The 14147-nt window shown below is 68.4% G+C and carries 8 protein-coding genes; 5 read left to right on the top strand and 3 right to left on the bottom strand.

Going from position 1 to position 14147, the window contains the following annotated elements; translation table 11 throughout:
• Window positions 1-11 precede the first annotated feature (11 nt).
• Window positions 12-3164 (bottom strand): efflux RND transporter permease subunit, encoded by a 3153-nt coding sequence (locus DIE21_RS11670; RefSeq protein ID WP_124497846.1) that lies wholly within the window; start codon window positions 3162-3164, stop codon window positions 12-14.
• Between the two features lie 15 nt (window positions 3165-3179).
• Window positions 3180-4421, bottom strand: coding sequence for an efflux RND transporter periplasmic adaptor subunit (locus DIE21_RS11665; protein WP_124497845.1), 1242 nt, complete (start codon window positions 4419-4421; stop codon window positions 3180-3182).
• Between the two features lie 435 nt (window positions 4422-4856).
• Here DIE21_RS11665 and DIE21_RS11660 point away from each other — a divergent pair, with 435 nt between their 5' ends.
• From DIE21_RS11660 to DIE21_RS11645, 5 genes are all read left to right on the top strand, one after another.
• Entirely contained in the window at window positions 4857-6341 is a 1485-nt protein-coding gene (locus DIE21_RS11660; protein WP_124497844.1) for an amidase, read from the top strand.
• A 246-nt stretch (window positions 6342-6587) separates the two neighbouring features.
• Entirely contained in the window at window positions 6588-7280 is a 693-nt protein-coding gene (locus tag DIE21_RS11655; RefSeq protein ID WP_124497843.1) for a hypothetical protein, read from the top strand.
• Between the two features lie 119 nt (window positions 7281-7399).
• Window positions 7400-8233, top strand: coding sequence for an arylamine N-acetyltransferase (locus DIE21_RS11650; RefSeq protein ID WP_124497842.1), 834 nt, complete (start codon window positions 7400-7402; stop codon window positions 8231-8233).
• Window positions 8234-8275: 42 nt separating this feature from the next.
• A complete protein-coding gene (locus DIE21_RS37750; RefSeq protein ID WP_260432434.1) occupies window positions 8276-8401 on the top strand; it encodes a hypothetical protein in 126 nt (41 codons plus the stop codon).
• A 10-nt stretch (window positions 8402-8411) separates the two neighbouring features.
• On the top strand, window positions 8412-9272 hold the full coding sequence (locus DIE21_RS11645) for a class I SAM-dependent methyltransferase (RefSeq protein ID WP_124497841.1): 861 nt from the start codon (window positions 8412-8414) through the stop codon (window positions 9270-9272).
• Between the two features lie 15 nt (window positions 9273-9287).
• Here DIE21_RS11645 and DIE21_RS11640 read toward each other — a convergent pair whose 3' ends face one another.
• Complete coding sequence (locus DIE21_RS11640; protein WP_124497840.1) at window positions 9288-14129, bottom strand: NAD-glutamate dehydrogenase; 4842 nt, start codon at window positions 14127-14129, stop codon at window positions 9288-9290.
• Window positions 14130-14147: the final 18 nt, after the last annotated feature.

Here is a 14147-nt window from a genome sequence, read left to right as displayed (position 1 = left end):
GTCTGGAATCCTTAGGAAACGGCCGTGTCGGCCGATTGTTCAGCGGGGGCCAGCATGGCCGGCCGACGCTGGAACAGCCTGCGCACCAGCACGAAGAACAGCGGCACGAAGAAGATGGCGAGCACCGTGCCCGTGAGCATGCCGCCAATCACGGCGGTGCCCAGCGCGTGCTGCGCGCCGGCGCCGGCGCCCGTGCCCATCACCATTGGCACGACGCCGAGGATGAACGCCAGCGAAGTCATCAGGATCGGGCGCAGGCGCATGCGCACCGCGGCCATCGCCGCTTCGACCAGGCTCTTCCCGTGCTCGTTGAGCTCCTTCGCGAATTCCACGATCAGGATCGCGTTCTTGCAGGCCAGGCCGATGGTGGTCAGCAGGCCCACCTGAAAGTACACGTCGTTCATCTTCCAGGTCAGGATCGCGCCGAGCAGCGCGCCCAGCACGCCGAGCGGCACGACCATGATCACCGAGAAGGGGATCGCCCAGCTTTCGTACAGCGCGGCCAGACACAGGAACACGATCAGGATCGACAGCGTGTAGAGCAGGGTGGTCTGCCCGGTGGAGGCCTTTTCCTGCAGCGACAGCCCGGTCCAGGAATAACCGATGCCGGGCGGCAGCTTGGCCACCGCGGCCTCGACGATCGCCAGCGCTTCGCCGCTGGACGCGCTGCCCGGCATCGCCATGCCGAGGATTTCCAGCGACGGCACGCCGTTGTAGCGCTCCAGCCGCGGCGAGCCCGAGCTCCAGTCCACCTTGGCGAACGCGGTGAACGGCACCATGGTGCCGGCGCTATTGCGCACGTACCACTTGTCGACGTCCGCCGGGTTCATGCGGAACGGCGCATCGGCCTGCAGCATGACCTTCTTGACGCGGCCCCGATCGATGAAATCGTTGACGTAGCTGCTGCCCCACGCGGTGGCGAGCGTGTTGTTGATGTCGGAGACGGACACGCCGAGCGTCTCCGCCTTGTGCGCATCGATCTGCAATTGAAACTCGGGCGTGTCTTCCTGCCCGTTGGGGCGCACGGCCACCAGGCGCTTGTCCTGCGAGAGCGCGCCCAGCAACTGGTTGCGGGCCTGCATCAGCGCCGCGTGGCCGAGGTTGGCGCGGTCCTGCAGCATCAGGTCGAAGCCGGTGGCGTTGCCGAGCTCCGCCACGGCGGGCGGCGCAAACGCGAACACGCGCGCGTCGCGCAGGGTGGCGAAGAAACCGAAGGCCTTCGCCACGACGCCGTTGACGCTGAGCGCGTCGCCCTTGCGTTCGTCCCACGGGCGCAGCTTGACGAACGCGAAGCCCATGTTCTGGCCGCTGCCGGCGAAGCTGAAGCCGGCCACCGAGAACACCCCCGACACCGCTTCTTTCTGGTCGACGAGGAAATGATGCTCGACCTGGCGGAGCACGTCCTCCGTGCGCGCGTGGGTGGCGCCCGGCGGCAGTTGCGCCAGCACGAACAGCGAGCCTTGGTCCTCATCGGGCAGGAAGCCGACCGGCAGCTTCATGAAGCCGACGACCACCAACGCAAACAGTACGCCGTACACGAGCATGTAACGCCGGCCCTTGCCCAGCATATGGCGCACGATGCCCTGATAGCGGCGGTTGCCCCGGTCGAACGTGCGGTTGAACCAGCCGAAGAAACCGGTCGTGACCTGCGCATGGCCTTTTTCGACGGGCTTGAGCAAGGTCGCGCACAGCGCGGGCGTCAGCACCAGCGCCACCAGCACCGACAGCGTCATCGCCGACACGATCGTGATCGAGAACTGCCGGTAGATCACGCCGGTGGAACCATTGAAGAAGGCCATCGGCACGAACACCGCGGCCAGCACCAGCGCCACGCCGACCAGTGCGCCCGTGATCTGCCCCATCGACTTGCGCGTGGCCTCCTTGGGCGAGAGGCCTTCCTCGCTCATCACCCGCTCGACGTTCTCCACCACCACGATCGCGTCGTCGACCAGCAGGCCGATCGCCAGCACCATCGCGAACATCGTCAGCGTGTTGATCGTGAAGCCGAACGCGGCCAGCACGCCGAACGTGCCGAGCAGCACCACGGGCACCGCGATGGTGGGAATCAGCGTGGCGCGGAAGTTCTGCAGGAACAGGTACATCACCAGAAACACCAGCACGATCGCCTCGACCAGCGTGCGCACCACCTCTTCGATCGAGATGCGCACGAACGGCGTGGTGTCATAGGGCTTCTGCACCTTCATGCCTGGCGGGAAGAAGTGCTCCAGCTCGGCCATGCGGGCGTCGACGGCCTTCACGGTATCGAGCGCGTTGGCGCCGGTGGCCAGCTTGATGGCCAGGCCCGCGGCGGGCTTGCCGTTGTAGTGGGCGACGGTGTTGTAGCTCTCGCTGCCCAGCTCGATGCGGGCCACGTCGCGCAGGCGCACCTGCGAGCCGTCGGTCTGCGTGCGCAACAGGATGTTGCCGAATTCCTCGGGGGTCTTCAGGCGCGTCTGTGACGTGATGGTGGCGTTGATCTGCTGGTCGCCGAGCGCCGGCAGCGCGCCGAGCTGGCCGGCCGACACCTGCGCGTTCTGGGTCTGGATCGCGCTCTTCACGTCCAGCGGCGTGAGGCTGAAGTTCGACAGCTTGTTCGGGTCCAGCCAGATGCGCATCGCGTACTGCGAGCCGAACAGCGTGGTGTCGCCCACGCCTTCCACCCGGCTGATCGCGTCCTGCACGTTGGCGGCCACGTAGTCGGAGAGGTCGGAGCCGTTCATGCTGCCGTCTTCGGACGTGAACGCCAGCACGTTCAGGAAGTTGGTGGCGGACTTGGCGACCTGCACGCCTTGCTGCTGTACCTCCTGCGGCAACAGCGGGGTGGCCAGCGCGAGCTTGTTCTGCACCTGCACCTGCGCGGTATCCGGGTCGGTGCCGTTCTCGAAGGTCAGCGTGATCGTGGCCGTGCCGGACGATTCGCTGGTCGATGCCATGTAGCTCAGGTGGTCCAGCCCCTTCATCTTCTGTTCGATGATCTGGGTGACCGTGTCTTCCAGCGTCTTGGCCGATGCGCCCGGATAGGTGGCCGTGATGGCGACGGCCGGGGGCGCGATGCTCGGGTACTGCGCGATTGGCAGCGTCGCGATGGACAGCGCGCCGGCCAGCATCACGATGATGGCGAGAACCCACGCAAAGATGGGGCGGTCGATGAAAAAGCGTGCCATGGTGGAGTTCCGGGATCAGTTGGCGGCGACTGCGGTCTGCTTGACGGGCGACGGTGCGGCCACCTGCGAGGCCGGCGTCGCGTGGGGCGCAGCCGGACTCCGCGTGGCCGTTTTGGCCGTCCACGGCGTGGTCTTGACCTCGGCGCCCGGCGTCGCGCGTGGCAGGCCGTCCACCACCAGTTGGTCGCCGGCTTGCAGGCCGCTGCGCACCAGCCACTGGTCACCCACCGCGCGCTCGGTCTCGAGTGCGCGGCGCTGCAGCTTGTGCTCGCCGCTCACCACATACGCGAACGGCTTGCCGGTGCTGTCGCGCGCCACGGCCTGCTGCGGCACCAGCAGCGCGTCGTCCTTCACACCTTCCTGCAGCACGGCGCGTACGTACATGCCGGGCAGCAACGCGGCGTTCGGGTTGGGAAACACCGCGCGCAACGTCACCGAGCCGGTGTTCTGGTCCACCGTCACGTCGGAGAACTCGAGCTTGCCTTCGAGCGGATACGCGCTGCCGTCTTCCATCAGCAGGCGCACGGCGGCCGCGTTCGCGCCGCTCTTTTGCAGGTCGCCGCGGGCCATGGCCTGACGCAGGCGCAGCAGTGCGGCGCTGGGCTGCGTCACGTCGACATAGATCGGGTCGAGCTGCTGGATCGTGGCCAGCGAGGTCGTCTGGTTGGCCGTGACAAGCGCGCCCGGCGTCACGCTTGACTTGCCGATGCGCCCCGAGATCGGCGCATCCACGCGGGCGTAGGCGAGGTTGATGCGGCTGGTTTCCACATTCGCGCGGGCGGCGGCCACATCGGCTTCGCCCTGGGCCAATGCGGCATCGGCGTCATCGTAATCCTGCTGGCTGACCGCCTGGATCGCCACCAGCTCCTTGTAGCGCTCGGCCTTCAGGCGTGTGGTCTTGAGGTTGGCCCGGGCCTTGGCCAGTGCGGCCACATTGCTGTCGTAGGTGGCCTGGTAGGTGGCCGGGTCGATCTGGTACAGCGGGTCACCAGCCTTGACGTCGCCGCCTTCGCGGAACTTGCGTGCCTTGACGATGCCGCTGACCTGCGGTCGCACGTCGGCGATCAGGAACGGGACGGTGCGCCCGGGCAGTTCAGTGTCGAGCACCACGCGCTGCGGCTGGACGGTCATCACGCCGACCACCGGCGTGCCTTCCGCAGGGGGCGGGCCGCCCGGTGCCTTACCGCAGGCAGCAAGCAGGACGGCGGCCGCAACCGCGGCAAGAAGGGGCGACAGAACGTGCGGGGTGAGGCGCATGGCGGGTTCCTGAACAAAAAATTGACGCAAACACTCATAACTAAACCAAACGGTTCGGTATAGTATTTGGGTGTTTTTTGCTCGTCAATGGAAAACTGAACTCACTGGTTTGGAAATGGACTGTTGACGGGAGCCGGCCTTCTACGGCGCCATGTCGGAAGGCGCAGACTTCGTGAATTTCCTCAGATTATTGGCGCAAGGGTCGCTGCGGCGTTTCGACCGTTTTTTTGCGGCAGACTTTGATGTCTCCCAATACCGATTCAGTCGGATCCTCAATGAATCGCGGCGGAAAAAATCGGAGGCCGGCGATCCGGCGTCGCGTAGAGTAGAGCATCGGCCGCCGCGCGGCTTCCTCCCGGTCACTTCCCGGCCATTCGGGACGGAGCGCCGCCACCACGCGGCCCGCCATTCCATTCCGGTTCCAGGAGACCTCGCATGCCGCACGGCGCCCCGCAGCTTCTCGCCCCCGCTTCCATCACCGTCGACCCGATCGTACGCCTGCCGGCCGGCGAGCTCGCGTCGGCGATCCGCGGCAGGGCGGTTTCCTGCGTCGAGACGATGCGTGCGTATCTCGATCACATCGAGCGCGTGAACGGTGCGGTGAACGCACTGATCTCGCTGCGCGATCGCGCCACGCTGCTCGCCGAAGCCGCGGAAAAGGACGCGGCGCTGGCCCGCGGCGAGTATCACGGCTGGCTGCACGGGATGCCGCAGGCGCCGAAGGATCTCGCGATGACGAAAGGGCTGCGGACGACCTACGGCTCGCCGATCTTTCGCGATAACGTGCCGCAGGCCGATTCGGTCGGTGTCGGGCGGATGCGCGCGGCGGGCGCGATCTTCATCGGCAAGACCAACACGCCGGAGTTCGGCCTCGGTTCGCACACGTTCAACGAAGTTCACGGCGCGACGCGCAATCCGTACGACCTGACGAAGAGCGCGGGTGGCAGCAGCGGCGGCACGGCGGCGGCACTGGCGGCGCGCATGCTGCCGGTCGCGGACGGCAGCGACTTCGGCGGCTCGCTGCGCAATCCGGCCGCGTTCTGCAACATCTACGGGTTCCGTCCGTCGCGGGGCCGCGTGCCGCGCTGGCCGGGCGTCGACGTGTTCATGCAGCAGCTCGGCATCGAAGGGCCGATGGGCCGCACCGTCGGCGACGTCGCGCAACTGCTCGCGATCCAGGCCGGCTACGACCCGAACGATCCGCTGTCGCTCGCGGAAGATCCGGCGGTGTTCACGAAGCCGCTCGACACGGACCTGCGCGGCGAGCGCATCGCGTGGGTCGGCGACTGGAACGGCTATCTCGCGACCGAGCCGGGCGTGCTCGCGCAGTGCGAACAGGGGCTCGCGACGCTGCGCGAGATCGGCTGCGACGTCGATGCGGCGCTGCCGGCGTTCGCGCCCGACCGAATCTGGCGCCTGTGGCTCGCGCATCGGCACCTGCTGTCCGGCGGCGGGCTGCTCGCGCACTATCGCGACCCGGCGCGGCGTGCGCTGCTGAAGCCCGAGGCGATCTACGAGGTCGAAGGGCTGCTCGCGATGCAGGGTGCCGCGGTGTTCGACGCGAGCGTCGAGCGCACCGCGTGGCACCAGGCCGTGCTGAGTTTCTTCGATCGCTACGACTTCATCGCGGCGCCGACCGCGCAGGTGTTCCCGTTCGACGTCGACCAGCGCTGGCCGAAGGAAATCGCGGGCCGCATGATGGACACCTATCACCGCTGGATGGAAACGGTCGTGCCGTGGACGCTGGCCGGCTGCCCGGTGATCAGCGTGCCGGTCGGCTTCAACGATGCCGGGCTGCCGATGGGGATGCAACTGATCGGCCGGCCGCGCGCGGATCTGGCGGTGCTGCAGCTCGCGCGCGGCTACGAGCAGGCGGCGGACTGGGTCGGCCAGCGGCTGCCGGACTGGATGGCTGCGTAACGTGCGGTGCGGCATCGATTCCCGAGACCCGGAACAGGCGATATTGATGCGGAACAGGAACGAATCCTGACGCGCGCCTGATATCGCACGGCAAACGCGGATCAATGCCCGTGGCGACGCGAGACGGCGGCGCAATTGCAAGCGGCCGCGGCACGCGATTTCGTTTCGATGTGTTTCAGTCGTTGCGGCGGCGCGCGGCGCGCTTCGACAATATCGGCCTCAATCATTCGGGCACGAGGGAAACAGATGAAGCATATTCGCGCGACGGGCAAGCACCTGGCATCGGCGGGCATCGCATTCGGCATCCTGCTGGGCGTGAACAGCACCGCGCATGCGCAGCTCGACCTGCAGTCGATCGGCTCGGCGCTGCTCGGCGGCGGACAGCAACAGGCCGCACCCGCGCAGGGCGGGGTCGCGCAACTGATGCAGGCGTACGTCGGCGCGAACCAGCAGGTGCTGTCCGGCCAGTCGTCGCTTGCGTCGGCGATGGGGCTCACCGGCGCGGCCGGGCAGGCGCAGCAGGCCGCCGGCTTGCTCGGCGGCGGCAATGCGTTGACGCCGGCCGTGCTGTCGCAGATGGGCGGCGCGCAGCAGTCGGTGTCGCAGGCGCTCGGCCAGGCGTTCGCGAGCGGCGGTGCGACGCACGGCCCGATCGACAAGCAGGCGTTCAGCAACGGCCTTGCATCGCTCGGCCAGGGCCTCACGCAGTACTCGCAACTGCAGTCGGGGGTCGGCAGCCTCGGTTCGACCAGCGCCGCATCGCTGCTGCAGGCGGGCCTGGATCCGAAGAACATGCAGGCCGCGTCGTATATCGCGCAAAGCGCGCCCGGCCAGTTGCAGTCGCTCGCGTCGACGCTCAGCCAGGCCGTGCAGTTCGCGACGAGCCAGGGCATTTCGGTGCCGTCGGTCGCGTCGTCCGCGCTGAAGCTGCTGCCGTAACGTTGCCGGACCCGCGCGCCGCGGCGCCGGCAGCGCGCGGCGATCCGGGATGGCCCCGCGCAACATGGGGATTTCGCTCGATGCTATCGTGGCGTGTTCCCCGTTCCCGGTGCCGGTTCATGACTGACTCGTTCGACCTCCCGCGCTACTTCGCCCGCATCGGCTACGACGGCCCGGCCGAGCCGACGCTCGACGTGCTGCGCCGGCTGCATCTGCTGCACCCGCAGGCGATTCCGTTCGAAAACCTCAATCCGCTGACCGGCGCGCGTGTCGCGCTCGACCTGCCTGCGATCGTCGACAAGGTGATCGGGCGGCACCGCGGCGGCTATTGCTTCGAACTGAACAAACTCTTCCACACCGCGCTCACGACGATCGGTTTTCGCGTGACGCCGCTGATCGCTCGCGTGCGCTGGATGCGGCCGCCCGAGGTCGTCACCGCGCAGACGCACATGCTGCTGCGCATCGATCTCGACGGCGCGACGTGGCTCGCGGACATCGGCTTCGGCAGCGCGACGCTGACCGCGCCGCTGCGCTTCGTGCCGGGCGAGCGGCAACTGACGCCACATGGCGCGTTTCGCGTCGTCGGTGCGCCGGTCGACGGCGAGTTCGACATGCAGTTCGAGATCCCCGACGGCTGGCAGACGACCTATCGCTTCTCGCTGAAGCCGGCCGAGTGGATCGATTACGAGGCCGCGAACTGGTTCACGTCGACGTATCCCGAATCGATCTTCGTGAACGACCTGATCGCGTGCCGCGTGCTGCCGGACGGCCGCGCGGCGCTGCTCAACACCACGCTGACGCTGCGCGACGCGGCGGGCGCGGGGCGCACCGTCACGTTCGGCGACGCCGCCGCGTGGGGCGCATGCCTGCGCGATACGATCGGCGTCGATACGACCGGCTTCGATCTCGACACGCTGTTCGCGCGGGTGGCGGCGCGGGCGAACACGATATGAATACGTTGCGGGCAGGCGGCCCGGCCGCGGCCGATCATCGACGTGGCCACGCCGTTCGAGGATACGCACTGGAGCCCGCGCGACATGACCGTGCACGATCCCGACGGCCGCGTGTGGCGCCTGCAGGCGCCGGGCACACCGGGCACACCGGGCACACCGGGCGCGTGAGGCCGCGGCGATGACCGGCCTCCATCAGGACGCCCCCGACAGCACGGCCGCGCGCGTCGCGCTGTGGCGCGCGCTGCACGTCGAACTCGATGCGCCGCCGCACGTGCTCGCCGACGAAGTCGGCCTGCGCCTGCTCGCGCCTGCGCCCGGCTGGCAGCAGCGCGGCGACATGGATCCGCACTTCACGCGGCCGTTTCGCGCGTCGATCGTCGCGCGGGCGCGCTTCATCGAGGATCTCGTCGTCGCGGAGGCCGCGCGGGGCGTGAGCCAGTACGTGATCCTCGGCGCGGGCCTCGACAGTTTCGTGCAGCGCCGGCCCGAGATGGCGTCGCGCCTGACCGTGTTCGAAGTCGATCCGCCCGCGCCGCAGGCGTGGAAGCGCCGGCGTCTCGCCGAGCTCGGCTTCGGCGTGCCGGACTGGCTGCGGTTCGTGCCGGTCGATTTCGAGGCGAAGCAGTCGTGGCGCGACGCGCTCGTGCGCGCGGGCTTCGATGCGGGCAAACCGGCGGTTGTCGTGTCCACGGGCGTCAGCATGTACCTGACGCGCGACGCGAACGCGGCGGCGCTGCGCGAAGCCGCGTCGCTCGCGCCGGGCTCGACGTTCGCGATGACCTTCCTGCTGCCGCTCGAGCATGCGGATCCGGACGTGCGCCCGGGGCTCGAAATGGCCGCGAAGGGCGCGCGCGCGAGCGGCACGCCGTTCATCAGCTTCTTCATGCCGGCGGAGATCCGCGCGCTCGCGACGCACGCCGGCTTCGCGCAGGCCGGGCATGTGTCGGCCGCGGCGCTCACGCGCCGCTACTTCGCCGGTCGTAGCGACGGCCTGCGCCCGCCGAACAACGCGGAAGAGCTGCTGGTCGCGACGGTGTAACCCGGCGGTTACCCGTCACGCGCGCTCCAGCACGGCCACCTCGCGCACGACCACGAGCAGCACCGCGAGGCTCGCGCCACCCGATGCACGCAGGTCGGAAAGCAGATGCTCGTAGCGCTGCAGCGCGGCCTCGCGGCGTTCGCGCCACGCGTGGACGATCGTCTCGGGCGCCGTCGAGTCGGCCGATTCGGCGAGCGCGCTGGTCGCCAGCGTGCGCTTGAGCCGCGCGATTTCCGCGAGCGCGGCCGCGCGCGCCAGCATGTCCCAGTGCGTCGGGGTCGGCAGCGTGGCCGCGCGTTCGCCGATCCACCCGTAGTTCAGCAGCGTGCCGAGCGAGAAGTACACGCCCGCGACCAGTTCGAGGCTGCGGTCGCAGGTCGCGGCCACTTCGGCGATGTCGAGCAGCGCGGCGGAGATGTCGCCGTTCGCGACGCGCCCGGCGAGTGCACTGTCGACGCCGGCGTCGACCAATACGCGCTGCCGTTCGGACAGCGCTTCGAGATCGCTCGCCGGCAGCAGCGACGGCAATTGCGGCGCGATGCGCTGCACCGCGTCGCGGCAGCGCGCGATCAGTCCGGCGACGCCGCCGTCGGCCACCGCGCCCGACTGCAGGTGCCGCAGGAACCACAGCGCCGCGCGCTCCAGCAGCCGCGCGACGTCGACGAACATGCGCGCCTGCACGTCGTCGGCGACGCGGTTGTCGAGTGCGTCGATGTCGCGCCACACCGCATCGAGATCGAACACGTCGCGCGCCATGATGCAGGCGCGCACGATGTCGCCCGGCTTCGCGTCGGTTTCCTCCATCAGCCGGTGCACGAACGCGCAGCCGACGCGGTTGACGAGCGCGTTGGTCAGGTGCGTCGCGAGAATCTCGCGGCGCAGCGGGTGGCGCTGCATCGGTTCGCTGAAGCGCTGCTGCAGCGGCTTCGGGAAATAGTCGACGAGCATCGCGGCGACGAGCGGATCCTCGGGCACGTCGGAGTCGAGCAGCGCGTCGTACAGCCACATCTTGCTGTACGCGAGCAGCACCGCGCGCTCCGGCGACGTCAGGCCCTGTTGTGCGGCCTGCCGTTCCGCGATCTCGTCGTCGGTCGGCAGGAACTCGATCACGCGGTTCAGGCGGCCTGCGCGTTCGAGCCAGCGCATCAGGCGCGCCTCGGCGTCGAGCAGCTCGACGCTGTAGCGGCCCGCGATCGACAGCGCCTGCGTCTGGTAGTAGTTGTCGCGCAGCACCAGCAGCCCGACTTCGTCGGTCATTTCCGCGAGCAGCGCATTGCGCTGCTTCTCGGTCATCTCGCCGTCGGTGACGACGAGCCCGAGCAGGATCTTGATGTTGACTTCGTGATCCGAACAGTCGACGCCGGCCGAGTTGTCGATGGCGTCGGTATTGATGCGCCCGCCGCGCTGCGCGAACTCGATGCGGCCGAACTGCGTGCAGCCGAGGTTGCCGCCTTCGCCGACGACCTTGCAGCGCAGGTCCGCGCCGTTCACGCGCACCGCGTCGTTCGCACGATCGCCGACCTGCTGGTGGGTTTCGCGCGCGGCCTTCACGTAGGTGCCGATGCCGCCGTTGTACAGCAGGTCGACCGGCGCCTGCAGGATCGCGCGGATCAGCTCGGTCGGCGGCAGCGCATGCGCGTCGATGCCGAGCGCGGCCTGCACGGCCGGCGACAGCGGGATCGTCTTCGCGGTGCGCGGGTAGACACCGCCGCCCGCCGAGATCACGGACGCGTCGTAGTCGGCCCAGCTCGAGCGTTCGAGCGCGAACATTCGCTGGCGCTCCGCGAAGCTCGCCGCCGGGTCGGGGTTCGGATCGAGGAACACGTGCCGGTGATCGAAGGCCGCGACGAGCCGGATATGCGGCGACAGCAGCATGCCGTTGCCGAACACGTCGCCCGACATGTCGCCGACACCGACCACGGTGAAGGCGGTCGTCTGCGTATCGACACCCATTTCGCGGAAGTGCCGCTTCACCGATTCCCACGCGCCGCGCGCGGTGATCGCCATCTTCTTGTGGTCGTAGCCGACCGAGCCGCCGGATGCGAACGCGTCGTCGAGCCAGAAGCCGTATTCGTGCGAGATCGCGTTCGCATAGTCGGAGAACGTGGCCGTGCCCTTGTCGGCCGCGACGACGAGATACGGATCGTCGGGATCGTGCCGCACCACGTCGGGCGGCGGCACGATCGCGTTGCCGGCGAGATTGTCGGTCAGGTCGAGCAGGCCGCGCAGGAACGTCTGGTAGCACGCGATGCCTTCGCGCATCCACGCTTCGCGATCGCTCGGCGGCGGCGGGTTCTTCACGACGAAGCCGCCTTTCGAGCCGACCGGCACGATCACGACGTTCTTCACCATCTGCGCCTTCATCAGCCCGAGCACCTCGGTGCGGAAATCCTCGCGGCGGTCGGACCAGCGCAGCCCGCCGCGCGCGACGCGCCCGCCGCGCAGGTGCACGCCCTCGACGCGCGGCGAGTACACCCAGATCTCGAACATCGGCTTCGGCTCGGGCAGGCCGGGCACCTTCGCCGGATTGAACTTGAACGACAGGTACGGCTTCGATTCGCCGTTCGCGTCGTGCAGGAAATAGTTGGTGCGCTCGGTCGCGTTGATCACGCCGAGGAACTGGCGCAGGATCCGGTCCTCGTCGAGGTTCGGCACCTGGTCGAGGGCTGTCTCGATCGCCTTCAGCAGGCGTTCGGCCTGCACGTCGCGCGTGCCGCCAGTGGCCGGGTCGAAGCGCAGCAGGAACAGCTCGACGAGCTGCCGTGCGATCGCCGGGTTGCCGGTCAGCGCGCGCTCGATGTACGCGTCGCTGAACGTCGAGCCGACCTGCCGCAGGTATTTCGCATACGCACGCAGGATCGTGACCTCGCGCGCGCTCAGGTGTGCGCGCAACACGAGGCGGTTGAAGTCGTCGTTCTCGATCCGGCCGTTCCAGATCCGGTCGAACGCATCCTCGAACAGGCCCTTCACGCGCTCGATGTCGAACTCGGTATCGTCGGCGAGTTCAAGGCCGAAGTCATGCACCCACGCGGGCGCGGCATCCTGCGTCTGGATCCGGTACGGCCGCTCCTCGTCGACGCGCACGCCCAGGTGTTCCAGCATCGGCAGGCTGCGCGACAGCGCGATCGGGTCGCCCGCGCGATACACCTTGAAGCGGAACGCGCGCGGCCCGGCCTCGATCGGGCGGTACAGGTTCATCGCGAGCTGGCCCGACTCCTTCACGCGCTCGATCAGCTCGATGTCGCGCACGGCCGTGCGCGCCGGATAGTCGTCGCGATAGCCGGCCGGGAACGATTCCGCATAGTGCTGCAGCAGCCGGTTGCCTTGCTCTTCGCCGAACGCGTCGAGCAGCGCGTCCGCGAGATCGTCCTGCCAGCGGCGCGCGACCTGCACGAGCCGCGTTTCGAGCTCGCGCGTGTCGACGTCCGGCATCGTGCCCGGTTCCGCATGGACGACGAAGTGAATCCGCGCGATCGCCGATTCCGACAGCAGCGGCGTGAATTCGACGTTCACGCCGTTGTACGCGTCGACGAGCAGCTTCGCGATGCGACGGCGCAGGTCGGTGTTGTACTTGTCGCGCGGCACGAACGCGAGGCACGACACGAAGCGGTCGAAGCGGTCGCGCCGCACGAACAGGCGCGTGCGCTGGTGTTCCTGCAGCCGCAGGATGCCGAGCGCGATGTCGTAGAGCTGGTCTTCGTCGGCCTGGAACAGCTCGTCGCGCGGATAGGTTTCGAGCACCGTCACCAGCGACTTGCCGAGATGTCCCTTCGGCAAAAAGCCCGCCCGCTGCACGATGTTCGCGCACTTGCGGCGCACGATCGGAATCTCGGTGTACGAACCGAAATAGGCCGTCGACGTGTAGAGACCGATGAAGCGGCGCTCGCCGCTCACCTTGCCGTCGGCGCCGACCAGTTTCACGCCGACGTAGTCGAGGTAGCCGGGCCGGTGAACGGTCGCGCGCGAGTTCGCTTTCGTCACGAAGATCGGCCAGGGGCCGGTGATGATCTCGGCGGCGGCCGGCGGCAGCGGTGTCACGTCCGACGCGCCGGGCGGGCGCAGCGATTCGCGCAGCAGGCCGAAACCCGAGCCTTCGACGCCGCGCAGCCCGAAGCCGGTGCCGTCCGACACGAGCGCGTAATCGCGCTGGCCGAGGAACGTGAAGTGGTCGGCGGCCATCCATTCGAGGAACGCGCGCGCCTCGATGTCTTCCGCGGTCGATTCGCGGGCTTTCATGTCCTTGATCGTCGCGCGCGCGATGTCGACGATCTTCGGCCAGTCCTCGACCGATGCGCGCACGTCGCCGAGCACGCGCGCGATGTCGTCGCGCAGCGTGTCGAGCAGCGCGGCGTCGCCGCAGCGGTCGACTTCGAAATGGATGAACGACGCGAGCTGCGACTGGCCGTCGCCGGGCGTCGCGCCGCCGGCTTCGACGCGCTCGATCCCGCCGTTGCTGCCGCGCCAGATGCGGAACACCGGGTGCAGCGCGGAGTGCAGCGCGAGCCCGAGGCGGTTCACGGCCATCGTCACCGAGTCGACGAGGAACGGCATGTCGTCGTTGACGATCTCGATCACCGTGTGGTCCGAGTGCCAGCCGTGCTGTTCGAGGATCGGGTTGTATACGCGCAGCCGCTCGCTGCCGGGCACGAATTTCCGGGCGGTCTGCCAGTGCGCCATCGCGGCGCCGTACAGGTCGGCGATGCTGCGATTCTGCAGATCATCGGCGTCGACGAAATCGTAGTAATGACGCAGGAACGGTTCGACGATCCGGAACGTGGCCTCGGGCAGGCGCCCGCGCGCGCATTCGACGACATCGGAGAGCAGGTGTGCGACGACTTCTTCGTTCTTCGCTTCCATGGCGGTCTCCTGGTCGGT

The organism is Burkholderia sp. Bp9140 (assembly GCF_003853425.1).
Taxonomy (GTDB): domain Bacteria; phylum Pseudomonadota; class Gammaproteobacteria; order Burkholderiales; family Burkholderiaceae; genus Burkholderia.
This window is presented reverse-complemented; position numbering and strand designations above follow the sequence as displayed.